This is a genomic window from Mycetocola sp. Y442 (assembly GCF_056898615.1).
Genome location: NZ_JBXHBV010000001.1, coordinates 387,310 through 411,724, shown reverse-complemented (window position 1 = coordinate 411,724; position 24,415 = coordinate 387,310). Strand labels below are relative to the sequence as shown.

The window sequence follows — 24,415 nt, the reverse complement described above, 5'->3', positions numbered from 1 at the left end:
CCGGAAAGCTTCTAAACCCAACGCGGTCGCCCGCGGAGTCGTCGATAGACACTCAGCCCAATGTCGGGCGGCGACGCGCTCAGATATTCAGGGCCACCGGCGTCCCCCGCAATCTTTAGGACGGTAATCGATGGAGCCACGGCCCACCTTTTCACAGTTCAGCCTTGTGCCAGAGGCACAGGGACTCTACAACCCGCGTCGCGAGAAAGACGCCTGTGGCCTCGCCATGGTCGCAACGCTTCGCGGTACCGCCGGGCACGACATCATCGTGTCTGCGCTCGATGCGCTGCGTAACCTCGAGCACCGCGGGGCCATCGGCTCTGACGCAGGAACCGGAGACGGCGCAGGCATCCTGACGCAGATCCCCGACGACTTCCTGCGCGCTGTAGCTGACTTCGAACTTCCCGGAGCCGGCGAATACGCGGTCGGCATGGCGTTCCTGCCGCGCGACGCGGCCGAGCGGGCTGCGCTGAAGGCGAGCATCGAGCAGATCGCGTCGAGCGAGAGCCTCAGGGTCCTCGGCTGGCGCCAGGTGCCCGTCGATTCCACCCACCTCGGCAAGCTCGCCCTCGCGGCGATGCCCGCATTCGAGCAACTGTTCGTGTCGAGCACTGCGACGACGGATGCCGGCGGCGCGGTCAGCGGGATCGCTCTCGATCGTCAGGCGTTCAGGCTTCGCAAGCGCGCCGAGCGAGAGCTCAACGCCTACTTCATCTCCCTGTCCTGCCGCACCATGGTCTACAAGGGCATGGTCACGACGCTCCAGCTCGAGCCGTTCTACCCCGACCTCAGCGACGAGCGGTTCGCGTCGAAGCTGGCGATCGTCCACTCCCGCTACTCCACCAACACGTTCCCGTCCTGGCCTCTCGCGCAGCCGTTGCGGATGATGGCGCACAACGGCGAGATCAACACGGTCGAGGGCAACCGCAACTGGATGCGCGCCCGCCAGTCGCAGCTCGAGAGCGAACTGCTCGGCGACATCCGCCCCCTGCTTCCCATCATCACGCCCGGCGCGAGTGACTCAGCATCATTCGACGAGGTCCTCGAGCTGCTCACGCTCACCGGCAGGACACTCCCGCACGCCATGATGATGATGGTCCCTGAGGCCTGGGAGAAGCAGACCGGCCTGCCACAGGAACTCAGGGACTTCTACGAGTTCAACTCGATGCAGATGGAACCGTGGGACGGACCCGCCGCCCTCACCTTCACCGACGGAACCCTCGTCGGCGCAACCCTCGACCGGAACGGGCTCCGCCCGGGGCGCTGGCTTGAGACAACAGACGGCCTCGTCGTGCTTGGCAGTGAGATCGGCGTGCTCGACATCGCACCGGAGCGGGTCAAGCGCAAGGGCAGGCTGCGCCCCGGCAAGATGTTCCTCGTCGACACCGAGGCTCAGCGCCTCATCGAGGACGAGGAGATCAAGGCGACGCTCGCGGCGTCACAGCCGTGGGGCACGTGGCTCGACGCGGGGCGCATCAACCTCAGCGACCTGCCGGAGCGCGAGCACATCGTGCACACGCCAGCGTCGGTGACCCGCCGGCAGCGCACCTTCGGTTACACGGAGGAGGAAGTGCGCATCCTGCTGAAGCCGATGGGCCAGAACGGTGCAGAACCGCTCGGCGCCATGGGTTCAGACACACCGATTGCCGCTCTGTCCGCTCGCCCGAGGCTGCTCTTCGATTACTTCACCCAGCAGTTCGCGCAGGTGACCAACCCGCCGCTCGACTCCATCCGTGAAGAGGTCGTCACCTCGCTCAAGCTGGGACTCGGTCCCGAACGGAACCTGCTGAGCGCCGGGCCGGAGCACGCCCGACAGGTCGTTCTCGACTTCCCGGTGATCGATAACGATGAACTGGCCAAGATCCAGCACATCGACCCGCGCCACGGCTCGCGCACCACCACCACGATCAGGGGCCTCTACCGCTTCGACGAGGGCCCCAACGCTCTTCGCGACCGAATCGACGCCATTTGCGCTGAGGTCGACGAGGCCATCGCCGCCGGGGCGTACTTCATCGTGCTGAGCGACCGCGACTCCAACAAGGACCTCGCACCGATCCCGTCGCTCCTCCTCGTGGCCGCGGTCCACCACCACCTCATCCGCGCGCAGAACCGACTCAAGGTCGGAATCGTCGTCGAGGCGGGTGACGTCCGCGAGGTGCACCACGTCGCGACGCTCATCGGTTATGGCGCGTCCGCCGTCAACCCGTACCTCGCGATGGAGACCTGCGAGGACCTCGTCCGCAATGGCACGATCACCGGAATCACCGCCGAACAGGCAGTGCGCAACGTCATCTACGCACTCGGCAAGGGCGTGCTCAAGATCATGTCGAAGATGGGCATCTCTACCGTGTCGTCGTACGCCGGCGCCCAGTGCTTCGAAGCGGTCGGCCTCAGCCAGGAATTCGTCGACAGGTACTTCACCGGAACCGAATCGACACTGGGCGGCGTCGGCATCGACGTGATCCAGACCGAGAACCTCAAGCGGCACGAGGCGGCATACCCCCTCAACACCGCCAAGATCTCGCACGAGCGGCTGGAGACCGGCGGCGAGTACGCCTGGCGTCGTGACGGTTCTCCACACCTGTTCAACCCGGACACGATCTTCCGCCTCCAGCACTCAACGCGCACGAGGCGTTACGACATCTTCCGCGACTACACCAAACTCGTCGACGACCAGGCGGAGAGCCTGATGACCCTTCGCGGCCTGTTCCGGCTGAAGACGGAAGCACGTCACCCGATCCCTCTCGACGAGGTGGAATCGGTCGAGTCAATCGTCAAGCGGTTCTCAACGGGAGCGATGAGCTACGGCTCGATCTCCGCTGAGGCGCACGAGACACTCGCGATCGCGATGAACCGTCTCGGCGGCAAGAGCAACACCGGTGAGGGCGGCGAGGACACCGACCGGCTGCTCGATCCCGAGCGCCGCAGCGCGATCAAGCAGGTCGCGTCAGGCAGGTTCGGTGTCACGAGCATGTACCTCACCCACGCCGATGACATCCAGATCAAGCTCGCCCAGGGTGCAAAGCCGGGGGAGGGCGGCCAGCTGCCGCCGACGAAGGTCTACCCGTGGGTCGCCCGTACCCGTCACGCCACGGCGGGAGTCGGACTGATCTCACCGCCTCCGCACCACGACATCTACTCGATCGAAGACCTCAAGCAACTCATCTTCGACCTCAAGCGGGCCAACCCGTCAGCACGGATTCACACCAAGCTCGTGAGCCAGTCGGGCATCGGTGCCGTAGCCGCCGGTGTCGCCAAGGCGCTCTCGGACGTCATCCTGGTGTCCGGTCACGACGGTGGTACCGGAGCGAGCCCGCTGAACTCGCTCAAGCATGCGGGAACGCCGTGGGAGCTCGGCCTCGCTGAAACCCAGCAGACGCTCATGCTGAACGGCATGCGCGACCGCGTCGTCGTCCAGGTCGACGGCCAGCTGAAGACCGGCCGTGACGTCATCATCGGCGCGCTGCTCGGTGCTGAAGAGTTCGGTTTTGCGACGGCACCCCTCGTCGTCTCGGGTTGCGTCATGATGCGGGTCTGTCACCTCGACACCTGCCCCGTTGGCGTTGCAACCCAGAACCCCGTGCTCCGTGACCGGTTCACCGGCAAGCCGGAGTTCGTCGTCAACTTCTTCCAGTTCATCGCCGAGGAAGTGCGCGAGTACCTCGCCGCACTGGGTTTCCGGACCCTGCAGGAGGCGATCGGGCACAACGAGCTCATCGACACCAACACGGCGATCCAGCACTGGAAGGCGTCGGGGCTCAACCTCGAGCCGATCCTCGTCGGCCCCGCTTTCGACGCTTCCGAGCCGCGGACACACGCCCGCAACCAGGAGCACGAACTCGAGAAGCACTTCGACGTCTCGCTCATCGCGGAGAGCCGCAACGTGCTCGAGCACGGCGGAACCGTCTCGATCGAGCGGACCATCCGCAACACCGAGCGCGCCGTCGGAACAATGCTCGGCCACGAGGTCACCGTGCGACACGGAGAGAACGGACTCCCGTCCGGCTCGATCCAGGTCAGGCTTCGGGGCTCAGCCGGCCAGTCGTTTGGCGCGTTCCTGCCGAGCGGCATCACCCTGCGTCTCGAGGGGGAGTCCAACGACTACGTCGGCAAGGGCCTCTCCGGCGGCGAGATCGTGATCTTCCCGCCGAAGGGAAGCACGTTCCCGTCAGAGGAAAACGTCATCGCCGGGAACGTCATCGGTTACGGGGCGACCCAGGGCACGATGTTCCTGTCCGGCATCGTCGGTGAACGATTCCTCGTCCGGAACTCAGGGGCAACGGCCGTCGTCGAAGGTGCTGGCGATCACGCACTCGAGTACATGACGGGCGGACTCGCGGTGATTCTCGGCGAGACGGGTCGGAACCTGGGCGCCGGGATGTCCGGCGGTACAGCCTATGTTCACCGTCTCACCCCGGAGAAGGTGAACCGGGAAGCCCTGGCTGCTGGCGAGTTGACCCTGTCTCCGCTCGGCAGCGCAGACATCGAGATCGTCCGCGACCTGCTCGAACGCCACCTCGCCGAAACCGGTTCACCCCGTGCGGCCCAGCTCCTCGCCGACGGCGAATCGGGTCTCTCGGAATTTGTCAAAGTACTGCCCCGCGACTACGCAGCTGTCCTGCGCACGCGCCAGGACGCCGTTGCCGAGGGACTCGATCCCGACGGTGACGTCGTCTGGGGCCGAATCCTGGAGGTTACCGGTGGCTGATCCGAAAGGCTTCCTGAAGGTCACAGAGCGCGAACTGCCCAAGCGCAGGCCTGTCCCGATCCGGTTGATGGATTGGAAAGAGGTCTACGAGGAGGGCGACCCGACCCAGCTTCGCCGGCAAGCCGGGCGCTGCATGGACTGCGGTGTGCCGTTCTGCCACCAGGGCTGCCCGCTCGGCAACCTGATTCCCGAGTGGAACGACCTCGCCTGGCGCGGAGACGGCAGGCAGGCCATCGAACGCCTGCACGCCACCAACAACTTCCCTGAGTTCACGGGCCGGCTCTGCCCGGCTCCGTGCGAGAGCGCCTGCGTGCTCGGGATCAACCAGCCGGCGGTGACGATCAAGCAGGTCGAGGTGTCGATCATCGACCAGGCGTTCGCCAACGGCTGGGTCGACTCGCACCCGCCGGAGAGCCTCACGGGCAAGACCGTCGCCGTCGTCGGATCGGGCCCAGCCGGGCTCGCCGCGGCGCAGCAGCTCACCCGCGCCGGCCACACCGTCGCCGTCTACGAGCGCGACGACAGAATCGGTGGACTGCTGCGTTACGGCATCCCCGATTTCAAAATGGAGAAGAGGCACGTCGACGCTCGCCTCAAGCAGATGGCCGACGAGGGAACCCGGTTCAGGGCCGGAGTGAACATCGGCGTCGACATCAGCTGGGACGCACTGCGTTCGCGGTACGACGCCGTCGTCATCGCGACCGGTGCCATGGTTCCGCGCGATCTGCCCATCCCTGGACGCGACCTCAGCGGCGTCCACTTCGCCATGGACTACCTGGTGCAGCAGAACAAGGCGGGCGCAGGCGACGACGTTCCCGGCCAGATCGTCGCTGAAGACAAGCACGTCGTTGTCCTCGGTGGCGGCGACACCGGTGCAGACTGCATCGGAACGGCGCACAGGCAGGGTGCAGCAAGCGTGACAAACCTCGCGATCGGTACCCAGCCCCCGACCTCGCGCACCGACGCCCAGCCGTGGCCGATGACGCCGACCCTGTTCGAAGTGTCGAGCGCACACGAGGAGGGCGGCGAACGCCAGTACCTCGTATCCACCGTCGAGTTCCTGGGCAACGAGTCCGGCGAGGTGCGCGCCATCCGCGTCGCCGAGACGGAATTCGTCGACGGGCGGCGGGTGCCGAAGAGCGGCACCGAACGGGAGATCCCTGCCGACCTCGTGCTCCTCGCACTGGGTTTCACCGGCCCGGAATCGCACGACCTGACATCCCAGCTCGGCCTTCCGTTTGACGCTCGCGGCAACGTGGAGCGCGGCAACGACTACGCGACGAGCGAGCCAGGCGTCTTCGTTGCCGGCGACGCCGGGCGCGGCCAGTCACTCATTGTCTGGGCAATCGCAGAGGGTCGCGCCGCTGCCGCGGCCGTAGACAGGTACCTCGAAGGGGAGAGCGATCTCCCCGCCCCGGTACGCCCTACCGATCGAGCCATAGCGCTCTAGACTTGGACCGCGTGTCAGGTCCGCATCTTTTTTCCCGCCAAGACAACCCCGCAAGAGCGCGCATGCGCAGAAGCACGGAGAACGACAAGTATGAGACGAGCTAAAATCGTCGCTACCCTCGGGCCGGCAACCGCCAGCTATGAGGATATTCGGGCAATCATCGACGCAGGTGTCAACGTTGCGAGGATGAACCTCAGCCACGGCACCTACGACGTCCACGAGGGTGTTTACGCGAACGTGCGCAGGGCCGCAGCGGACGCGGGCCAGCCCGTGGCCGTGCTTGTCGACCTGCAGGGGCCGAAGATCCGGCTCGGCAAGTTCGAGGGCGGACCGTACAACCTGGCCAAGGGCGACATCTTCAAGATCACCACCGAGGACGTACTCGGAACCAAGGAGCTGTGCGGAACAACGTTCAAGGGCCTGCCCGACGACGTGAAGCCGGGCGACTTCCTCCTCATCGATGACGGCAAGGTCAAGGTGAAGGTCCTCGAAACCGACGGCGTTGTCGTCACGACGGAGGTCATCGTCGCCGGCGCTGTCTCCAACAACAAGGGCATCAACCTCCCGGGAGTGGCCGTCAACGTCCCCGCCCTGAGCGAGAAGGACGAGGCCGACCTCCGCTGGGGTCTCAAGCTCGGCGCCGACTTCATTGCCCTCTCCTTCGTGCGCAATGCGGAAGACATCACACGCGTCCACGAAATCATGGACGAGGAGGGAAAGCGCCTCCCCGTCATCGCCAAGATCGAGAAGCCGCAGGCCGTTGATCACCTCGAGGAGATCATCGAAGCCTTCGACGGCATCATGGTCGCGCGAGGCGACCTCGGTGTCGAGCTTCCCCTCGAAGCGGTTCCGATCGTGCAGAAGCGCGCCGTTGAACTGTGCCGCCGGATGGCCAAGCCGGTCATCGTCGCGACGCAGATGCTCGAGTCGATGATTTCAAGCCCGATTCCGACCCGCGCGGAGACCTCGGACGTCGCGAACGCTGTTCTCGACGGTGCGGATGCCGTCATGCTCAGTGGTGAGACGAGCGTCGGGCAGTACCCGGTGATCACGGTTCAGACAATGGCCCGCATCATCGAGTCCACCGAGGAACACGGACTCGAGCGCATCGCTCCGCTCGGCACCAAGCCGCGCACGCAGGGTGGGGCCATCACCCTCGCCGCGAGCGAGGTTGCTGACTTCGTTGAGGCCAAGTTCCTCTGCGTGTTCACGGAGTCGGGGGACTCGGTACGCCGGATGTCACGCCTTCGCACACAGATCCCCGTGCTCGGAATGACGCCGGATGAAGGCATCCGCCGACGCATGCAGCTGAACTGGGGTGTTGAAGCATTCCTGGTCGACCGCGTGACCCACACGGATGCCATGTTCAGCCAGGTCGACGACATCCTCCTCGGTCTCAACAAGGCCAAGGTCGGTGACAAGGTCGTCGTCATCTCAGGTTCCCCTCCCGGAATCCCCGGATCGACGAACGACCTCCGGGTCCACAAGGTGGGCGACGCCCACCACGGAGTCGTTCCCGCGTACCAGTAGCCACGCACCCTGTTGCACACGCGAAACGCGGACCCTGTCGGGTCCGCGTTTCGTCGTTTGTGTTTCGTCGTTGCTATTCCGTCGGTGGTATTCCGTCAGTGGTCGAGCGCTCGGCCCTACAGGTCCTCTGGCCGCACTACACCGTCCAGATCCGGGTCGGTGTCATCGATGGGGCGCTCCTCGTCGAGTCCATCGAACTCCTCGAACGGGTCATCATCCTCGTCAGGGAGCACGGCGAGTTCTTCGTCATCCGGAACGATGATGTCACCGTCGTCGTCTGTCAGGTTCGCCATGGGCCGTTCCTTCCGTGTGGTTGGCGGTCAAACCGCCGCTTGAGTCAAACCCTAGGCTTGGTGCAACGTCGGAACAAGAGCCCGACGAAAGGAATCAACGGCGATGACTGATGCACACAGCGAAGACCGACGGGATGCCATCGGAAACGGGCGCGACGAAAGTGACGAGGAGCGCTCTGACCGCAACTGGATAGACCTGCTCCAGGAGCTCAGGGTCCTCCAGGCGGGCACTCAGATCCTGACCGCGTTCCTGTTGGCGATCGCCTTTCAACCGCGGTTCACCGAACTCGACGTGTTCCAGCGCACCCTCTACCTGGCACTGGTCTCCGCATCGATCCTCACCACCGTGCTGTGCCTCCTTCCGGTGAGCCTGCACCGGGTACTCTTCCGGCAGAGGCTCAAGAGCTTCACGGTCTCGATCGGGCACGCCATGGTCCGCGCCGTGATCTTCGGCGTCTCGGTTGCCACCATCGGCACCGCCATGCTGATCTTCGACTTCGTCGTCGGCCGAACCGCCGGCCTGGTCGCGGCCGGCATCCTCGCCGTGATCCTCATCGTCTTCGGACTCATCCTTCCGCTCGTCGTGAGGCACGTGTCGACGCCAGACGGGGACACCGATCCGGCGAGCTGAACCGCAGCCGTACCCGCCACGGCGGTGTCAAGCGCTGGCGAACGGCCAGGAAACGGTGTTCACTGAAAGCATGAGAGCAATCTGGAAGGGTGCCATCACCTTTGGCCTCGTCAACGTGCCGGTGAAGGTCTACAGCGCCACCGAAGACCACGACATCCCCCTGCACCAGGTCCACGACAAGGACGGCGGTCGAATCCGCTACCAGCGCCGGTGTGAGGTCTGCGGCAAGATCGTCAAGTACGAGAACATCGACAAGGCGTACGACGACGGGGAACGCACCGTCGTCCTCACCGCCGAGGACCTGGCGTCGTTGCCGCAGGAGAAGAGCCGCGAGATCGAGGTCGTCGAGTTCGTGCCCACCGAGCAGGTGGATCCCATGATGTTCGACCGCAGCTACTACCTCGAGCCTGACTCGACGTCGTCGAAGGCGTACGTTCTGCTCAGGAAGACGCTCGAGTCGACCGACCGAACGGCAATCGTCCGGTTCGCCCTACGGCAGAAGACCCGGCTTGCTGCTCTCCGTGCCCGCGATGGGGTCCTCGTCGTCCAGACGTTGCTCTGGGGAGACGAGATCCGCGCGGCGGATTTCGACAGCCTGAAGGAGCGCGTGCGCATCTCTGCGAAGGAGCTCGAACTCTCGAGCGCGCTCGTCGACAGTTTTTCCGACGACTTCACACCCGATCAGTTCACCGACGAATACCAGGGAGAACTGCGAACGCTCATCGACGCCAAGCTCGAACAGGGCGAGGCGCTCGATACGGATGCCACCTTCGGCGAGAGCGAGAAGGAAGAGGAGTCGGGTGAGGTCATCGACCTGATGGAAGCCCTCCGCCGCAGCGTGGAGAAGTCCCGCGATGCCAAGAAGAAGAAAACGCCGGCTAAGGCTGCGAAGAAGAAGCCCGCCTAGCGGCCGGCTGGCGCTGCCGCGTCAGCCCGCGAAATCAGTTCGTGAGCCCGGTGACCGAAGGGCCCTCGAGCACCTCACCTGTCGCGGTGAACCGCGAGCCGTGCAGCGGGCAGTCCCATGATCTCTCGACGTCATTCCAGGCCACGATTCCGCCCAGGTGAGGACACACCGCCGAGGTTCGCGAGACGACGCCGTCGACCCGGCAGACCGCGACGGGTTTGACGCCGTCGCGCACGACAATGCCTTCGCCTTCGACCGGCCCGCCTTCAGGAAGGCCCGACAGTTCCGCGCCTACCCAGCCCTTTGCGAGATCCGCGGCAACCGTGGCACCGGCAGCGAGAGTGGTACGGATCGCACTCGAGGTCGGTACCCGGCCGCGAAGCGCGGTGGCCCAGTCGGGGGAGGTGCCGGCGAACTGCGCAGCGAGGGAAATTCCCGCAGCGGCGCCGTTGGCCATTCCCCACTTGTTGTAACCGGTGGCGACGAAGACCCGGTCCTCGCCTGGACTGATCGGTCCGAAATGCGGCAGCCCGTCCGACACCCGATAGTCCTGGGCGGACCAGGAGTGGGTCTCGGTCAACCCGCCGAAGGTCTCCGTCGTCCACCCGGCGAGGTCGTCGACCCGTGCTGTCGTCGGTTGGCCTGTACCCACCCTGTGGTCGTTACCCCCGACGATGAGGTACCGGCCGTCCGGGCGAGTCCAGTCCCGGATGGATCGGGCGGGCTCGTCGACGGACAGGTACATTCCCCCCAGTTGCGGCTGGTCCCACCGATACGCGAGGGCATATGACCTGTGCGCCTGAATGGTGGCGAACTGAGCTCCACGCTTGAGGAAGGGCATGCCGGTCGCCAGGACAACGCGGTTGCCCCGAACCTCCCCGCGGTCCGTCGCGACGACGCATGGGCCGCCCGAGTCGACATCGAGGGCACGGACTCCCTCGATCACAATCCCGCCATTCCTCCGGACCGCCCCGGCGAGGGCGGCGAGAAGTTCGACGGCGTCGAGCTGGAACTGTCCACCAAGACTCACCGCCGCGGTGATGTCGATCGGTAGTTCGAGTGCCGAGAGCGCCGTCACATCAAGACCGAGTGACGACGCTGTGTCCAACTCGGCTTCGATCGTCGGTGCGCCCTTGTCTGTCGACGCGTAGGTCACGGCATCCCTGAACTCCAGTCGCACGCCCTCCACGTCGGCGAAGCGCCTGATCCAGTCCTGCCCGGCACGGTTCGCGGCGAGATAGGCGTCGAGCAGCTCACGCGGAAGTGACCGGTCGAGGCTCGAGAGGTGGGAGCCCTGGAGCAACGACACCTTTCCCGTGGTGTTTCCCGTCGATACAGCACCGACGTACCGTGCCTCGAGCACGATCACTGATTGCCCCTGCTCCGCGACCGCGAGCGCTGTAGCAAGGCCGGAGAGCCCGGCCCCAACCACGACGACGTCAGCCTCGAGGCCGTCGCGCCAGAGATCGGTGTCGATGCTGTCCTGCCGGTCAAGCCACAGCGACGGTCCCTGGGGCAGCGTGGATCTGGGCATCGTCGTTCTCCTCGTTCGAGCCGCGGGCGTGGTGCGCCGTGGCCCGCAAGTCGTCAGGGGCGGCACGTCCCGACCGTAGCGGGGCAGAGACGGTTTCGCCACCCCTTGAGCCTGTAATTGCGCCGCGCGTATTGTGTGTGCCAGTTCTCGCCCGGTGGCCCATCAACGAAAGGCGCCGGACGGGCTCGCCGAATACCGACAGACCCAACGACATATTCAGGAGAGTCAGCCATGGCCGCAGACGCGACAACACCGGACCCCAGGAACAAGTACCACGTCGGGGGTTTCCCCCGACAGGAACAGGACCAGCCAGGCCTCCTCTCCAAGACCGACCCGACGCCTGACCACGGGGAAGACACCTACATAGGTTCGGGAAAGCTGACCGGTCGCGTCGCCCTCATTACCGGAGGTGACTCCGGTATCGGACGAGCCGTCGCGATAGCTTTCGCTCGCGAGGGCGCCGATGTCGCCATCTCCTACCTCCCGGAAGAACAGGATGACGCTGAGGACACCGCGGAGTGGGTCGAGAAGGCCGGCCGTCGAGCGCTCCTGCTGCCCGGCGATGCCCGTGACGAACAGTACTGCACCGAAATGGTGGAGTTGACTCTCGCGGAGCTCGCGCGCCTCGACATCCTCGTGCTCAACGCTGCGTACCAGGAAAACCGTGAGGGGCTCGAAAACCTGCCGACCGAGGAGTTCGACCGGGTGTTCAAGACGAACCTCTACGCCGTGATGTGGACGGCGCGCGCCGCGATCCCTCACCTGAAGCCGGGGTCTTCGATCATCACCACATCGTCGATCCAGGCATTCGACCCGTCACCGGAACTCATCGATTACGCGATGACCAAGGCCGCGCAGGTCGCGTTTACGAAGGCCCTTGCGCAGCAGCTCGGCGACAAGGGCGTGCGGGTCAACGCTGTTGCCCCTGGTCCGATCTGGACCCCACTTATTCCCGCGACGTCATGGCCGGACAAGGTGGAGAGCTTCGGCGCCGACACCCCGCTCGGTCGCGCGGGCCAGCCCGCCGAACTCGCGGGGGCCTACGTTTACCTCGCCTCCGATGACGCCTCATACGTGTCAGGCGCGGTGCTGCCCGTCACCGGTGGCAAGGGACTTTGAGCGTCAGGGCACCGCGCCTTCGCCGGAGCCAAACCTCGGGCCCCGGTCTCGGACGCCGACGGACGAGGTCGGGCTTCCGGTACATCGATGAGGGCGGTCGGCCGGTTCACGATCCGGAAACCATCGAGCGGATCGCCGCGCTCGTGATCCCGCCGGCGTGGACGGACGTGTGGATTTCGCCGCACGCGCACGGTCATATCCAGGCCGTTGGCATCGACCAGGCCGGCAGGCGCCAGTATTTGTATCACGAGGTATGGCGGCAGAAACAGGACAAGCAGAAGTTCGACAGGGCGCTCGAGCTGGCACTCGCCCTCCCGTCCGCCCGGAGGCGCGTGACAAGCGACCTGAGGGGTCCAACCGGATCCCGTGACCGCGCGCTCGCGACGGGCTTCAGGCTTCTCGATTCCGCCCGGTTGCGGGTGGGCAGCGAGCGATTCGCACTCGAGCACGGCAGCCACGGCCTCACAACGCTGTTGTGTGAACACGCGACAGTCTCTGGCCCAACGGTTTCTCTTGAGTTTCCTGGCAAGAGCGGTCAGGCCTGGTCGAGCGATACGACCGACGACGACCTGGCGAAAGTGATTCGTTCGCTCAAGCGCCGGGGCGGTGAGGCGCGCCTCCTGGCGTGGAAGAACGGAAGGGACTGGCGGCCGCTGAGCGCCCAGGACATGAACGACTACGTCCGGTTGCGGACGAACGGCGACTTCACCGCCAAGGACTTCCGGACGCTGCACGGCAGCATTATCGCCGCGCGCTCTCTCCGCGATTTCGGCGTGGTCTCATCCGCTCGGCAGCAGGCGAAGATCATCACAGCCGCCGTCGCCGAGACCGCGGATGCCCTCGGCAACACGCCCGCCGTTGCGCGGTCGAGCTATATCGATCCGCGCGTGATCGACCGCTATCGGAACGGCGAGTTGCTTGACGGCACTGGCCAGCCGGAACCCGCGCTTCGACGTCTGATTCTCGGTTTGTAAGCGGCCCGGCTGAGGGAGATCATGCCCTCAGGAACCGGCGGCGGCCAGGTCCGCCCTTCCCGCGGCAGACTCGGCTTCTGCCAGCAGGGGAAGCTGGAGGGTGAGCCACGGGCTGAACGCCCACGGCGTCGCGGTGACGGCTGTGGTCAGGTGTGCCGGGTCGACCCACAACCACTCAGCAACCTCGTCGGGTCGTGGGTTCACGGAACCGCTGACAATGGCGCGATAGACGGGGCACACCTCGTTCTCCACGATGCCCGATGCGTCGACCGCACGGTACCGAAAATCGGGCAGGACCAGTTCGAGGGAGTCGAGAACCACGCCGAGTTCGTGGCTCGCGCGGCGGTGCACGGCCTGGTCCAAATCTTCACCCGGTGCCGGGTGTCCACAGAACGAGTTCGTCCACACTCCCGGCCAGGCCACCTTCGTCAGCGCCCGCCGCGTCACCAGGATCCGCCCGTCCGGGTCGAAGACATGACAGGAGAACGCGAGGTGGAGCGGTGTCGCCCGGGTGTGCACCGTCGACTTATCGGCGACACCGGCCACTGAACCGTCGTCAGCAAGCAGGACAACCTGTTCAACCGTTGTACTCATGTCTCCATTCTGTGCCTCGTCCAGCGGTCGACCAAGCCGGGACTTGGGGGGCTGGTCGAAATCAACCGAAAGTATGTGACGATCATTCAGACCGTCAAGTACCGTGGACGAATGGACCAGCACCAGCTCATCGACGCGCCCTGGCGAGGGGCGCAGCAGGTCGATGACGCGCTTCAGCGCTACTTCAGCCTCGCGCGGAGCCAGGCTGGAAAACACGGCCATCGGTTCGAACGACTCTGGGACGTCATCGAACGAAACACGACGGGCGGCAAGCGATTCCGGCCGCGCATGGTCATGGCGGCTTACACATCTCTCGGCGGTAACGACCTCGAAGCCGTCGCGCAGCTCGCTGCTGCCTACGAGATGCTCCACACGGCGCTCATCATCCACGACGACGTCATCGACAGGGACTTTGTCAGGCGGGGCCACGCCAACATCTCGGGCAGTTACCGCGACATCGCCACAACGGCCGGTGTGCCGCTTCCCGCAGCGGAGCACCGCGGCATGTCGGCGGCGGTCATTGCCGGCGATCTGGCGATCTCCGCCGCATATCGGCTCGTCGACCGGACCGGTGCAGCAGACGATGTCAGGTTCAGACTGCGCGACCTCCTCGACGACGCGATTACGGCATCCGCGGCGGGTGAACTCGCCGACGTTGACTTCTCACTGCTGCCCGAACAACCGACCGTCGACGAGATCGTGGAGATGGAACGCCTGAAGACCGCCGTGTACTCGTTCGAGGCGCCACTCCAGTCGGGTGCTGTGCTCGCTGGCGCCTTTGACGAGACCATCGAGCAGCTCGGCGCATTCGGGCGCAACATCGGCATCGCCTACCAGATCGTCGACGACATTCTCGGTGTCTTCGGTCGGGAAGAGGTGACGGGCAAAAGCACGCTCGGGGACCTGCGGGAAGGCAAACGGACCGTGATCACGGCACGGGCATCCACCCACAACCTGTGGCAGCCCGTCTCCGGGCTCTTTGGCAAATCAGATCTCGATGAAGAGGAAGCGACTCACATTCGCAACGCCCTCGTAGACTCAGGGTCCAAAAGCTTCGCCGAGAGCCTCGCAGCCGATTTCACCAACCGCGCCTGGGAGCACCTCGCGTCTGATGCGATTCCTGTCGCATTGAGAACCGAGCTTCAACCCGTCGTCCGAAGAGTTCTGGAGCGTGTCCGTTGAACCGTCCCTCCCTGCGCTCCCGGCCCGCCGGGTCTCCAACCGGCGGCGCCCTCTACGACGAAGTCGCCGTCGAAACCTCCGCTCGCGTCATCGAACGGTATTCGACGTCGTTCGGCATGGCATCCCGGCTGCTCGGTCCCGATGTCCGCGTGCACGTGAGAAACATCTACGCCCTGGTGCGCGTGGCCGACGAGATCGTCGACGGAGTGGCCAGGGACGCCGGGCTTGCCCCCGATGAAGTGGCGTCGAGGCTCGACGCGTTCGAAACGGAAACGGATCTGGCCACTGCCACCGGCTACAGCACAAACCTCGTAATCCACGCCTTTGCCCTCACCGCCCGTACCGTCGGGATCCCGCGGGACCTGACCGCACCGTTCTTCGCGTCCATGCGGGCCGACTGCACCGAGACCACCCACACCCCGGAAACCTTCCAGACATACGTCTACGGTTCTGCTGAGGTCATTGGCCTGATGTGCCTGCGCGCTTTTCTCCACGGCCACACGGTGCCCGAAGATCAGGAAGCGCGACTCGTCAACGGAGCGCGCCACCTCGGCGCCGCATTCCAGAAGGTCAACTTTCTGCGGGACCTCTCCGCAGACTTCGACGGCCTCGGGCGCAGCTACTTTCCCGGTGTCGAACTCACCTCGTTCGGGGATGCCGACAAGCGCCGGCTTCTCGCGGACATCGACGAGGACCTCGCGATCGCCTCGGCGACACTGCGGGAACTCCCGCCGTCGTCGAGGCGCGCCGTCGCGCTCGCCCAATTGCTCTTCGGTGAGCTCACGGAGCGGATCCGCCAGACCCCGGCGAGCGCGCTCAGCCACACCAGGGTCCGTGTCCCCACCTCGGTCAAGCTGCGCCTCGCGGCTGCCGCCGCGGCTGGAAAGCTCCCGTGACCGGCGTGAAGAACGCCGTCGTCATCGGCGGCGGCATCTCCGGCCTGGCCACGTCAGCACTTCTCGCGCGGGACGGCTATGCGGTGACCCTCCTCGAAAAGCGCGGTGAGGTCGGCGGGAGAGCAGGTCTCCAGGAACGCGACGGCTTCCGCTTCGATACGGGGCCGAGCTGGTACCTCATGCCGGAGGTCTTCGACCACTTCTACCGGCTGCTCGGCACCTCTGCCGCTGAGCAGCTGGACCTCGTGCGACTCGAACCCGGCTACCGTGTCTTCTTCGAGGGCCGGAGCGAACCGGTCACGGTCGCAGCATCCAGGGAAGAGAACATCGCACTGTTCGAGAGCATCGAGAGCGGTGCAGGTGCTGAGCTCGAGCGTTATCTCGATTCCGCGGCGCTCACCTACGAGATGGCGAAGAAGCGTTTCCTCTACTCGACCTTCGAGTCCTTCCTCCCGCTGTTCAGGCGTGACGTCCTCCGCCGGACCCGGCTACTCGTCCGTTTGCTCACCGAGTCCCTCGACACGTTCACCTCCAGGTACTTCCGCGATGACAGGCTGCGCCAGATCCTCGGCTACCCGGCGGTCTTCCTCGGGTCGAGCCCGTTCTCGACGCCGAGCATGTACCACCTGATGAGCCACCTCGACCTCGACGACGGTGTGTACTACCCGCGCGGCGGCTTCGCCACGGTGATCGACACGATCGCTGCCCTTGCCCGAAGCGAGGGGGTCGACATTCGGACCGACGCGACGGTGACGTCCATCGACACGCGCAGGGCGGCATCCGGCAGGAAACCGGCCGTCAGGGGAGTCACGTGGACCGACAGTGCCGGCGAATCCCACTCCCTCGCCGCGGACCTCGTCGTCTCGACGGCCGACCTGCACCACAGCGAGACCCGCCTGTTGCCCGAGCCGCTGCAGACCTACCCCGAGAGCTACTGGGAGAAGAAGACCGCGGGGCCGAGCGCTGTGCTGGTGTCCCTCGGCGTGAGCGGGTCCCTCCCTGAGCTCGAACACCACAGCCTGTTCTTCACGAGCGACTGGAAACACAACTTCTCGCAGATCTTCGCCGAACCGACGAGTGTTCCGTCGCCGGCCTCCCTGTATGTCTGCAAGCCGAGCGCGTCAGACCCGTCGGTCGCGCCGGATGGCACCGAGAACCTCTTCATCCTCGTGCCGGTACCCGCCGATCCGGCGATCGGCGGGCGAGCGGATGCCACTGTGCAACGGATCGCCGACGACGCGATTGCGCAGGTGGCTGGGTGGGCGGGTATACCCGATCTGGCCGACCGTGTTCTCGTCCGCGAGGTCACCGGCCCCGCAGACTTCGCGTCGGATCTCAACGCCTGGAAGGGGACGGCGCTTGGTCCAGCCCACATCCTGACCCAGAGCGCGTTCTTCCGCGCGGGCAACGTCAGCAGGAAAGTCGACGGCCTGCTCTACGCGGGTGGCTCGAGCATCCCTGGCATCGGCCTGCCGATGTGCCTGATCAGCGCCGAGCTCGTGATCAAACGCCTCCGCGGCGATACGAGCACCGAGGCAATGCCGACACCGCTCACGCGATCAGCAGCGGTGCGCCGCGTTCGTGACGCCGGTGCTCGACGCTGATGGCGTTCCTCTACCTCGGCGCGCTTCTCGTCTCACTCGGTTGCATGGCCCTGCTCGACCGGCGGTTCACCCTGTTCTTCTGGGCTGACGCCCGGCGCGCGAGCATCGTGCTCGTCCTCGGCCTCGCCTTTTTCCTCACCTGGGATCTCGCGGGCATCGGGCTGTCGATCTTCTACCGCGGGGAGACGGACTTCATGACCGGCATCCTGCTCGCACCAGAGCTCCCGCTCGAAGAGGTCTTTTTCCTCGCCCTGCTCTGCTATCTCGCCATGAACCTCTTCGGCGGCGCTGCCCTGCTGCTCAATCGCACGGCACGCCGGGAGGGACGTTCGTGACCTACTGGCTGCTCAATCTCGTGTTCCTCGTGCCGGCGCTCGCGATCGGTGCCCTCGCTGCCACGCGCACAGCACGTCGAAAGCCCGGCTCCCGTCCGTTCGCCCGGATGGCTGTCACACTGGTCGTCGTGCTGATCCTGACCGCGGTCTTCGACAACATCATGATCGCCATCGGCCTGTTCGGATATAACCCGGATGTCATCAGCGGCGCCTTCCTCGGACGCGCACCGCTCGAAGACTTCGCTTACGCGATAGCGGCAGCCGTGCTGCTTCCGGGGCTGTGGCTGCTGCTCCCAGGCAGGAAGCCGGAGGCCGGGCGATGAAAACCCTCGGAGCGATTCTGTTGTCATCGCGACCGCTGAGCTGGGTCAACACGGCCTTCCCGTTCGCTGCCGCCTATTTCATGTCGACTCGCGAACTCGACCTCACGTTCTGGATCGGCACCGTGTACTTCCTCGTGCCGTACAACCTCGCCATGTACGGCATCAACGACGTGTTCGACTACGAATCCGACCTGCGGAACCCGCGGAAGGGCGGCGTCGAGGGGGCTGTGCTCGACCGGTCCCTCCACCGGCCGATCCTCATCGCGGTCCTGATCACCAACCTGCCTTTTCTGGTCTACCTTGTCGCCGTCGGATCCGCGGTGTCCACCCTGGTCCTCGCGGTGAGCATCTTCGCCGTGATCGCATACAGTGCACCGCGACTCCGGTTCAAAGAGGTCCCCTTCCTCGACTCCCTGACATCGTCCACCCACTTCGTCAGCCCTGCGGTCTTCGGGCTCACCCTCGCGGGAGCGTCATTCGCCGACGTAGGGCTCATCGCCCTTCTCGCCGGGTTCTTCCTCTGGGGGATCGGAAGTCACGCATTCGGTGCTGTGCAGGACGTCCTCGCTGACCGTGAGGGCGGCATCCGTTCGATAGCGACCGAGATCGGCGCGCGAGCGACAGTGCGGTTCTCGGTTCTCGCATACCTGCTCGCCGGGCTTCTTCTTCTCGCGACACCGTGGCCGGGACCGCTCGCGGGAGTTCTGGCCCTGCCGTACATCGTCAACGCCCTCCCGTACTGGAACATCACCGACGCTACCGCCGAGTCCGCGAACCGCGGCTGGAAACACTTTCTTGCCCTCAACTTTGTCTCGGGTTTCTGCGTGACGATGCTGTTGATCTGGGTTGCGCTCGGCTGACACCGTTGGTTGTAACGTGGACGTACCGTCACACCGAGCAGGGGAGCAACCATGGACGCTGAAGAGAAACGCCACGACCAGCTGACCACAGCGCCTCAGGCGGACGAGTCCGACGCTGCGCCGCGCATCGATGTGACCGAGAAGCCAGACGGGGTGACCAGGATCGACATCAGGGACGACGCGAAGTATCGCCCGAGCGACCCCGAAGCCGACACAGCAGCCGAGTAACGAGCACGTCGCCGGCGGCGACGAGAGCCGCACCGATCGCATAGAAAAGCAGGTCGGTGGCGACGAACGTCGTGCCGAACACCAGCCGTGCCGGGGGAAAGACCTCGGCCAGCGCTGCAGGAAGCCCCGTCAACTGCGAGAACTCGACGAGCGCAGAGACGCTGAACGCCACAATCGCGGTGACGAACGCGTGCAGCCTCGGGAAGACCGCTCCAACGAGCAGGTAGACGAGCACCGCGTAGAGGGCGTCGGCGGTGGCATCCGCACTGAACCCGGAGAACGCTGTCGCTATCGTCAGACCGGCGATGATCGTCACGACGGCGCCGATGGTGAGTGCGAGGCGGCGCGCGTCCGGCCGGGGAGCGGGGGTCATGTCATTGTCCGATGCCCGGACACCGTCGTAGCTCACGAGTCTGCGCCTTGAGCTGTGTGGGCGGTGACTGTGCGGGTGAATGGCGCGGCGGAGTGGCGCGGGGGAGCGGCGTAGGAGGACACCCGTCCATCATGGCCGCCGGTTGCGCCTGTCGTCATCCCGACTGCGCTGCTGCAGTCCGACCCGTTGCGAGACAGCGAACGGGCGGTACCTCCGACCCGGGCCGGGTGGCATCCGTTGCTCTCATCGGACGGATAATCTGGGCCCATGAACCTGGAATCCGTCGCGACCGAGCTGTACACGGTGCCGCTCAGCGAATTCGTCCGAGCCCGGGCCGCTGCGGTGAGCGCGGCGAAGGACGCGGGTGACAAAGACCTCGCGCGTCGGCTCGGAAAGTTGCCGAAGCCGTCGGTCGCTGCGTGGCTCGCCAATCTCCTGGTCGCAACGCACAGGGACGACGTCGACAAACTGATCGCGCTGGGAAAAGACCTGCGCGCTGCCGAGCAGGCGCGCGAGACCGATGACCTCAGGAGGCTCGGACGTGAGCGGCAACAGCTGATCCGGGCGGTGTCTCGGCTCGGCATCGAGACCGGCACGAAAGCCGGCACCAAAGCCAGCCCGAGCGCCGTGCGGGAACTCGAGCAGACGCTTCAGGCGGCGCTCGCCGATTCCGCCGCAGCAGACGCGGTGCTGACGGCGGTGCTCCTACGGAGCCTGACATCAAACGGGGTCGAACCCGTGGACCTCTCCGGTGCCCTCGCTGTCGACTCGGTGTCGGCGGCACCGTCGTCCTCCCGTGATGACCCCCCACGGCTCCGTGCCGTTGATACCACCGCTGCACAGCGTGACCTCGCTGAGGCTCGTCGAAAACTCGAGGATGCCGAGCGCCGCGCGGATGACGCGGACGAGGCGCTCGAGTGCATTCAGTCGCGAATCAGCGCTCTCGCGCCCGAGATTGAGACCCTCACCGACGAACGCCGTCGGCTGCGGGCCCGTCTCACCGAGATTGAGTCGGAACTGGACGATCGCAAGGCCGAGCACGACACGCTGCGAAAAAACGTTGCAGGGGCTCGGCATGAGGCCGGTGTCGCCGGCCGTGCGCTTGCGCGAGCCAGGGAACGCACGGAACGGCTCTCGCGTAGCGCATCGAACGACTAGGGATCAGCCCTGCTCGGGGAACTCCAGAATGTCGTCGCCCGGCACGCTTTCGATGTCGGACGTCTGGGGGTGTGCGTTGCCGAGGCGAGCCGTTGCCTCCTGCAATTCGGCCACCAAATCAGCATCGGTGACCTCGGGGAACGTGCTGTCTTCCGTCTCGGATACCAGCTGGCTGGCGGGGCCGACCAGGAAGTTCGCGCGACCCAGTGTGCCGTCCTCGTGGAGCGAGGGAATATCGACGGATGCAGACGAGCCCACCTTCGCGAGGGCTTCTGCGTAACCGACAAGGGCCCTGGCGATCTCCGACCCGGTGAGGATCGAACCTGTCGCGTAGTGTATGCGTTCCATACCTGCAGCTAACCCCGTCGATACCAGCTCGTTCAACCCCTGAACAAATCGGCCGTTATGGGCTATAGGGGACACTGCCGCATCGAGCGGATGCCCCCGGCATCCGTCTCAGGAATTCTCAGCCCGCGGGGCATTCTCAGGCCGCGGGGCGCCATGCCCCCGTACCGTGCGGGACGATCGTGGCGAGCTGAGCGCGAGCGCGGCGATCAGTAAGCCGGCTGCGGTCAGCACCCCCCACACCCAGCCCCCCATCTCCTCGAACTCGAGGGCCTCCGAGGTCGTCGCCGCCGCGGCGAGTATGGTGCCGATCCCGGCGATACCCAGGAGCTGACCGGTCTGCTTCGATGTCGATACGAGACTCGAGGCCAGTCCCGCCTCCGCGGTGGGAAGGGACGACAGCGCTGTCACGCTGACCGGATCGGCGATCAGGCCGAACCCAAGCCCGAACACGAAGTACGGCAGGACCACGGTCCAGAGCGGAAGGCTCTCCGTGGACCAGAGCCCGGCGGAACCGAGAGCGAGCAGTATGCCGCTCGTGATGAGAACGGCGCGCGAGCGTCCCCTGGCGACGAGGCCGGCGGCGAGCAGCGCGGTGAGGGTAGCGCCGGCGGCCAGGGGAATCGTCATCAGACCGGCGGACGTCGCGTCGAGTCCCCGCGCCGACTGCAGATAGAACGTGTTGAGGAACAGCAGTCCCGCGAGGGCGAGGTATCCGGCGATCGCCATCGACAGCGCCGTCACGAAGGTGCGGTGGGTGAACAAGCGCACCGGGATGACCGGATGCTTGTGGCGCAGTTCATAGGGCACAAGCACGACCAGGGCAATCACTCCCACGGAGGCAGCCAGGATTATGGCTGGCGAAGTCCAGCCCAGGTGCACACCCTCGATGAGCGCGAACGCGAGTCCGGCGAGGAACACCGTGAGCAGCACCTGACCGATGGCGTCGAACGGTTGCGGCTGATCTGCCCGCGATTCCGTCAGGAGCACGGCAGCAAGAGCAGCGGCGAGCAGTCCGAGGGGTACCCCTGCCCAGAAGACGCTCGCCCAGCCGAGGTCGCGCACGAGCAGGCCGCCGAGAATGGGACCGGCCGCAAGCGAGGCTGTACCGATGGTGGTCCACCACATGACAGCCACAGCGCGGCGGGCGGTCTCGGGGAATGCCGCCGCGAGCAGCGACAATCCGGCGGGGGCGATCAAGGCGCTGCCGATTCCCTGGACGACCCTGCCCACGATGAGAAGGGGAACTGAGGTACTCATCGCGCAGAGGATGGAACCAGCAATCATCACGACGTTGCCCGCGATCAGGACACGTTTCCGGCCGATGCGGTCGGCGAGCGTCCCGGAAAAGGTGAGCATGCTCGCGAGCGTCAGCACGTACGCGCTCACCACCCACTGCAGTGAGTCGATTCGGGCATCGAGGTCCTGCGCGATGTCGGGCAACGCGATGTTGGCGACGCTGCCGTAGACGGTGTGCAGGAACTGGGAGAGGCAGCAGACGACCACCAGCCAGCCGCTCGCGACGCTCGATGAGCTGATCATGCCCGCCCCTCGCTCGAGGTCCCGACTATAGCTACCAGGACGCGCCTTGCGCAGGGGCCTGTGCCCGGCCGATTCGGCCCCGGCCTTCGGTCGAGCTTCGCCGCAGGTGCGCCATAGTGACGGGCCCGGCCTGGGTCCATTTACCTCCGGATCACTCGTGCCCATCGTCGCGGTGGCGTTGCATCGTCGTCTGTCCCGGCATCCTGGGCGAAACGCACGCATGTGCAACGCGCTTCGGAATCGACGGGGCGGCGCACATGAAAAGACCCCTTCATCTCCCCGTCGAAACGAGGCGATAAAGGGGTCACACTGCTGTGCCGGTGGTGGGACTCGAACCCACACGTCCTCTCGAACAAAGCATTTTGAGTGCTCCGCGTCTGCCATTCCGCCACACCGGCGCACAACAACGTGGACAAGAGTACCGTAGGATTAAGTCGTGACCGAGCAAGAAGCATCAACCCCAGCCCCACGACGCGTCGTCGTAGCAGAAGACGAATCGCTGATTCGTCTCGACATTGTCGAAATCCTCCGTGACAACGGCTTCGAGGTTGTCGGTGAAGCTGGTGACGGTGAAACCGCCGTTGCCCTCGCCATGGAACTGCGCCCCGACCTCGTCATCATGGATGTCAAAATGCCGCAGCTCGACGGCATCTCCGCCGCTGAGCGCCTGCACAAGGCCCAGATCGCCCCCGTCGTCCTGCTCACCGCCTTCAGCCAGAAGGAGCTCGTCGAGCGTGCGAGCGAGGCAGGTGCCCTGGCCTACGTCGTCAAGCCGTTTACGCCGAACGACCTGCTGCCCGCGATCGAAATCGCGCTGAGCCGCTACCAGCAGATCATCACACTCGAGGCCGAAGTCGCCGACATGGTCGAGCGTTTCGAGACCCGCAAGCTCGTCGACCGGGCCAAGGGCCTGCTCAACGAGAAGATGGGCCTCACCGAGCCCGAAGCTTTCCGCTGGATCCAGAAGGCGTCGATGGACCGTCGCCTCACCATGCACGACGTCGCCCAGGCCATCGTCGAGCAGCTCACAGCGAAGAAGTAGAACCCCAGCTACGACAGAAGGCGGGCCGGTATATCCGGCCCGCCTTCTGCGTTGCCCCGTGCCGCTGCCGCGCACTCATCGGTCTGGAACGCAGGGTTTTCTCGACGGAACCCGACATTCGCGACCGACGAACCCCTGCCGCCAGACACGGCCCCGCTCATCGGTCCGGAAGGCAGGGTTCTCTCGACGGAACTCGACATTCGCGACCGACGACCCCATGCCGCCAGACACCGCCGCGCTCATCGGTCTGGAAGGCAGGGTTTTCTCGACGGAACCCGACATTCGCGACCGACGAGTGTCGCGCCACGGTGCGAATCCTGGGCGACGGATGCCGTCAGCCGGCTGGTACGTCCTTGATCATGTTCGTGATCCGGATGGTCGAGCACCGACGGCCCTGTTCGTCGGTCACCGCGATCTCGTGCACGGTCATCGAACGCCCGAGGTGGATGGGGGTGCAGACGCCAGTGACGATTCCCGACGTCGCCGCCCGAGTGTGTGTCGCGTTGATGTCGACGCCGACAGCGAGCTTGCCCGGACCCGCCCACAGGTTGGCCGACATGGAGCCGAGCGACTCTCCGAGTACCACGTACGCACCGCCGTGGAGGAGCATGGCCGGCTGGGTGTTGCCGTCGACGGGCATGGTCGCAACCGCGCGCTCGAGGGTGAATTCGGTGAACTCGATGCCCATCTTTGCGGCCAGCGCACCGGCGCCGCGCTCAAGGACGTAGTCGAGTGCGTTCTCTGTGGTTTCGGTCATCGTCGCCTTTGCTGGGTGTCGAGCCCGCCG

Annotated in this window: 23 protein-coding genes and 1 tRNA gene; 16 read left to right on the top strand and 8 right to left on the bottom strand. The window is 65.5% G+C overall.

What is annotated here, in order from left to right; translation table 11 throughout:
* Window positions 1-130 precede the first annotated feature (130 nt).
* The 3 genes from gltB (at window position 131) to pyk (ending at window position 7,688) form a co-directional block, all read left to right on the top strand.
* Window positions 131-4,708 (top strand): glutamate synthase large subunit, encoded by a 4,578-nt coding sequence (gene gltB, locus AC1X6S_RS01950; protein ID WP_483404147.1) that lies wholly within the window; start codon window positions 131-133, stop codon window positions 4,706-4,708.
* Window positions 4,701-6,158 carry a glutamate synthase subunit beta gene (locus AC1X6S_RS01945; protein WP_483404146.1) on the top strand — a complete coding sequence of 486 codons (1,458 nt, stop codon included), beginning with the start codon at window positions 4,701-4,703 and terminating at the stop codon, window positions 6,156-6,158. Before gltB ends, AC1X6S_RS01945 begins: the two co-directional genes overlap by 8 nt.
* Before the next feature lie 90 nt (window positions 6,159-6,248).
* A complete protein-coding gene (gene pyk / locus AC1X6S_RS01940) occupies window positions 6,249-7,688 on the top strand; it encodes a pyruvate kinase (RefSeq protein ID WP_483404145.1) in 1,440 nt (479 codons plus the stop codon).
* A 116-nt stretch (window positions 7,689-7,804) separates the two neighbouring features.
* Here the strand turns inward: pyk and AC1X6S_RS01935 are convergent, their stop codons facing one another.
* Window positions 7,805-7,981: a hypothetical protein gene (locus AC1X6S_RS01935; RefSeq protein WP_483404144.1), complete on the bottom strand. Its 177-nt coding sequence runs from the start codon at window positions 7,979-7,981 to the stop codon at window positions 7,805-7,807.
* A 103-nt stretch (window positions 7,982-8,084) separates the two neighbouring features.
* Between AC1X6S_RS01935 and AC1X6S_RS01930 the strand changes: the two genes are divergently transcribed.
* Together AC1X6S_RS01930 and ku are read left to right on the top strand one after the other, a co-directional pair.
* Window positions 8,085-8,612: a DUF6328 family protein gene (locus AC1X6S_RS01930; RefSeq protein WP_483404143.1), complete on the top strand. Its 528-nt coding sequence runs from the start codon at window positions 8,085-8,087 to the stop codon at window positions 8,610-8,612.
* A 70-nt stretch (window positions 8,613-8,682) separates the two neighbouring features.
* Window positions 8,683-9,519 carry a non-homologous end joining protein Ku gene (gene ku, locus AC1X6S_RS01925; RefSeq protein ID WP_483404142.1) on the top strand — a complete coding sequence of 279 codons (837 nt, stop codon included), beginning with the start codon at window positions 8,683-8,685 and terminating at the stop codon, window positions 9,517-9,519.
* A gap of 34 nt (window positions 9,520-9,553) precedes the next feature.
* Here ku and AC1X6S_RS01920 read toward each other — a convergent pair whose 3' ends face one another.
* Window positions 9,554-11,053: an FAD-dependent oxidoreductase gene (locus tag AC1X6S_RS01920; RefSeq protein WP_483404141.1), complete on the bottom strand. Its 1,500-nt coding sequence runs from the start codon at window positions 11,051-11,053 to the stop codon at window positions 9,554-9,556.
* Between the two features lie 231 nt (window positions 11,054-11,284).
* On the opposite strand from AC1X6S_RS01920, the gene AC1X6S_RS01915 reads away from it, so the two are divergent.
* Window positions 11,285-12,172: an SDR family oxidoreductase gene (locus AC1X6S_RS01915; RefSeq protein WP_483404140.1), complete on the top strand. Its 888-nt coding sequence runs from the start codon at window positions 11,285-11,287 to the stop codon at window positions 12,170-12,172.
* Entirely contained in the window at window positions 12,169-13,146 is a 978-nt protein-coding gene (locus AC1X6S_RS01910) for a DNA topoisomerase IB (protein ID WP_483404139.1), read from the top strand. The genes AC1X6S_RS01915 and AC1X6S_RS01910 overlap by 4 nt, the downstream gene beginning before the upstream one ends.
* 27 nt (window positions 13,147-13,173) lie before the next feature.
* Here the strand turns inward: AC1X6S_RS01910 and idi are convergent, their stop codons facing one another.
* Complete coding sequence (gene idi / locus AC1X6S_RS01905; RefSeq protein ID WP_483404138.1) at window positions 13,174-13,740, bottom strand: isopentenyl-diphosphate Delta-isomerase; 567 nt, start codon at window positions 13,738-13,740, stop codon at window positions 13,174-13,176.
* 75 nt (window positions 13,741-13,815) lie between these two features.
* On the opposite strand from idi, the gene AC1X6S_RS01900 reads away from it, so the two are divergent.
* The 7 genes from AC1X6S_RS01900 to AC1X6S_RS01870 are packed head-to-tail and all read left to right on the top strand — an operon-like array spanning window position 13,816 to window position 19,168.
* Window positions 13,816-14,922 carry a polyprenyl synthetase family protein gene (locus AC1X6S_RS01900; RefSeq protein ID WP_483404137.1) on the top strand — a complete coding sequence of 369 codons (1,107 nt, stop codon included), beginning with the start codon at window positions 13,816-13,818 and terminating at the stop codon, window positions 14,920-14,922.
* A complete protein-coding gene (locus AC1X6S_RS01895) occupies window positions 14,919-15,818 on the top strand; it encodes a phytoene/squalene synthase family protein (RefSeq protein WP_483404136.1) in 900 nt (299 codons plus the stop codon). Before AC1X6S_RS01900 ends, AC1X6S_RS01895 begins: the two co-directional genes overlap by 4 nt.
* Window positions 15,815-17,422 (top strand): phytoene desaturase family protein, encoded by a 1,608-nt coding sequence (gene crtI, locus AC1X6S_RS01890; protein WP_483404135.1) that lies wholly within the window; start codon window positions 15,815-15,817, stop codon window positions 17,420-17,422. Before AC1X6S_RS01895 ends, crtI begins: the two co-directional genes overlap by 4 nt.
* Window positions 17,422-17,757 carry a lycopene cyclase domain-containing protein gene (locus tag AC1X6S_RS01885; RefSeq protein WP_483404134.1) on the top strand — a complete coding sequence of 112 codons (336 nt, stop codon included), beginning with the start codon at window positions 17,422-17,424 and terminating at the stop codon, window positions 17,755-17,757. The genes crtI and AC1X6S_RS01885 overlap by 1 nt, the downstream gene beginning before the upstream one ends.
* The gene (locus AC1X6S_RS01880; protein ID WP_483404133.1) at window positions 17,754-18,080 is read left to right on the top strand and encodes a lycopene cyclase domain-containing protein; all 327 of its coding nucleotides are present in this window, start codon (window positions 17,754-17,756) and stop codon (window positions 18,078-18,080) included. The genes AC1X6S_RS01885 and AC1X6S_RS01880 overlap by 4 nt, the downstream gene beginning before the upstream one ends.
* Window positions 18,077-18,940 carry a prenyltransferase gene (locus AC1X6S_RS01875; protein WP_483404132.1) on the top strand — a complete coding sequence of 288 codons (864 nt, stop codon included), beginning with the start codon at window positions 18,077-18,079 and terminating at the stop codon, window positions 18,938-18,940. Before AC1X6S_RS01880 ends, AC1X6S_RS01875 begins: the two co-directional genes overlap by 4 nt.
* Window positions 18,941-18,991: 51 nt before the next feature.
* Window positions 18,992-19,168 carry a multidrug transporter gene (locus AC1X6S_RS01870; protein ID WP_483404131.1) on the top strand — a complete coding sequence of 59 codons (177 nt, stop codon included), beginning with the start codon at window positions 18,992-18,994 and terminating at the stop codon, window positions 19,166-19,168.
* Here the strand turns inward: AC1X6S_RS01870 and AC1X6S_RS01865 are convergent.
* Window positions 19,110-19,577: a ribosomal maturation YjgA family protein gene (locus tag AC1X6S_RS01865; RefSeq protein ID WP_483404130.1), complete on the bottom strand. Its 468-nt coding sequence runs from the start codon at window positions 19,575-19,577 to the stop codon at window positions 19,110-19,112. The two genes, AC1X6S_RS01870 and AC1X6S_RS01865, sit on opposite strands and share 59 nt — an antisense overlap.
* A gap of 231 nt (window positions 19,578-19,808) precedes the next feature.
* On the opposite strand from AC1X6S_RS01865, the gene AC1X6S_RS01860 reads away from it, so the two are divergent.
* Window positions 19,809-20,699, top strand: coding sequence for a hypothetical protein (locus AC1X6S_RS01860; RefSeq protein WP_483404129.1), 891 nt, complete (start codon window positions 19,809-19,811; stop codon window positions 20,697-20,699).
* A 3-nt stretch (window positions 20,700-20,702) separates the two neighbouring features.
* Here AC1X6S_RS01860 and AC1X6S_RS01855 read toward each other — a convergent pair whose 3' ends face one another.
* The 3 genes from AC1X6S_RS01855 to AC1X6S_RS01845 all read right to left on the bottom strand — a co-directional run bounded on the left by AC1X6S_RS01855 (window position 20,703) and on the right by AC1X6S_RS01845 (window position 22,984).
* Entirely contained in the window at window positions 20,703-21,047 is a 345-nt protein-coding gene (locus tag AC1X6S_RS01855; protein ID WP_483404128.1) for a hypothetical protein, read from the bottom strand.
* Window positions 21,048-21,155: 108 nt separating this feature from the next.
* Window positions 21,156-22,586: an MFS transporter gene (locus AC1X6S_RS01850; RefSeq protein ID WP_483404127.1), complete on the bottom strand. Its 1,431-nt coding sequence runs from the start codon at window positions 22,584-22,586 to the stop codon at window positions 21,156-21,158.
* Window positions 22,587-22,901: 315 nt separating this feature from the next.
* Window positions 22,902-22,984, bottom strand: a tRNA-Leu gene (locus tag AC1X6S_RS01845).
* A gap of 38 nt (window positions 22,985-23,022) precedes the next feature.
* Here AC1X6S_RS01845 and AC1X6S_RS01840 point away from each other — a divergent pair.
* Entirely contained in the window at window positions 23,023-23,628 is a 606-nt protein-coding gene (locus AC1X6S_RS01840) for an ANTAR domain-containing response regulator (protein WP_253375195.1), read from the top strand.
* Between the two features lie 334 nt (window positions 23,629-23,962).
* Here the strand turns inward: AC1X6S_RS01840 and AC1X6S_RS01835 are convergent, their stop codons facing one another.
* Window positions 23,963-24,385 carry a hotdog fold thioesterase gene (locus tag AC1X6S_RS01835; protein ID WP_483404126.1) on the bottom strand — a complete coding sequence of 141 codons (423 nt, stop codon included), beginning with the start codon at window positions 24,383-24,385 and terminating at the stop codon, window positions 23,963-23,965.
* Window positions 24,386-24,415: the final 30 nt, after the last annotated feature.

What these genes read in the sequence shown, in the direction of transcription:
- gltB (WP_483404147.1), top strand. Translation starts at nt 131, where the DNA reads ATGGAGCCACGGCCCACCTTTTCACAGTTCAGCCTTGTGCCAGAGGCA.
- pyk (WP_483404145.1), top strand. Translation starts at nt 6,249, where the DNA reads ATGAGACGAGCTAAAATCGTCGCTACCCTCGGGCCGGCAACCGCCAGC.
- AC1X6S_RS01935 (WP_483404144.1), bottom strand. Translation starts at nt 7,981, where the DNA reads ATGGCGAACCTGACAGACGACGACGGTGACATCATCGTTCCGGATGAC.
- AC1X6S_RS01930 (WP_483404143.1), top strand. Translation starts at nt 8,085, where the DNA reads ATGACTGATGCACACAGCGAAGACCGACGGGATGCCATCGGAAACGGG.
- ku (WP_483404142.1), top strand. Translation starts at nt 8,683, where the DNA reads ATGAGAGCAATCTGGAAGGGTGCCATCACCTTTGGCCTCGTCAACGTG.
- AC1X6S_RS01920 (WP_483404141.1), bottom strand. Translation starts at nt 11,053, where the DNA reads ATGCCCAGATCCACGCTGCCCCAGGGACCGTCGCTGTGGCTTGACCGG.
- AC1X6S_RS01915 (WP_483404140.1), top strand. Translation starts at nt 11,285, where the DNA reads ATGGCCGCAGACGCGACAACACCGGACCCCAGGAACAAGTACCACGTC.
- idi (WP_483404138.1), bottom strand. Translation starts at nt 13,740, where the DNA reads ATGAGTACAACGGTTGAACAGGTTGTCCTGCTTGCTGACGACGGTTCA.
- AC1X6S_RS01885 (WP_483404134.1), top strand. Translation starts at nt 17,422, where the DNA reads ATGGCGTTCCTCTACCTCGGCGCGCTTCTCGTCTCACTCGGTTGCATG.
- AC1X6S_RS01875 (WP_483404132.1), top strand. Translation starts at nt 18,077, where the DNA reads ATGAAAACCCTCGGAGCGATTCTGTTGTCATCGCGACCGCTGAGCTGG.
- AC1X6S_RS01870 (WP_483404131.1), top strand. Translation starts at nt 18,992, where the DNA reads ATGGACGCTGAAGAGAAACGCCACGACCAGCTGACCACAGCGCCTCAG.
- AC1X6S_RS01860 (WP_483404129.1), top strand. Translation starts at nt 19,809, where the DNA reads ATGAACCTGGAATCCGTCGCGACCGAGCTGTACACGGTGCCGCTCAGC.
- AC1X6S_RS01855 (WP_483404128.1), bottom strand. Translation starts at nt 21,047, where the DNA reads ATGGAACGCATACACTACGCGACAGGTTCGATCCTCACCGGGTCGGAG.
- AC1X6S_RS01850 (WP_483404127.1), bottom strand. Translation starts at nt 22,586, where the DNA reads ATGATCAGCTCATCGAGCGTCGCGAGCGGCTGGCTGGTGGTCGTCTGC.
- AC1X6S_RS01835 (WP_483404126.1), bottom strand. Translation starts at nt 24,385, where the DNA reads ATGACCGAAACCACAGAGAACGCACTCGACTACGTCCTTGAGCGCGGC.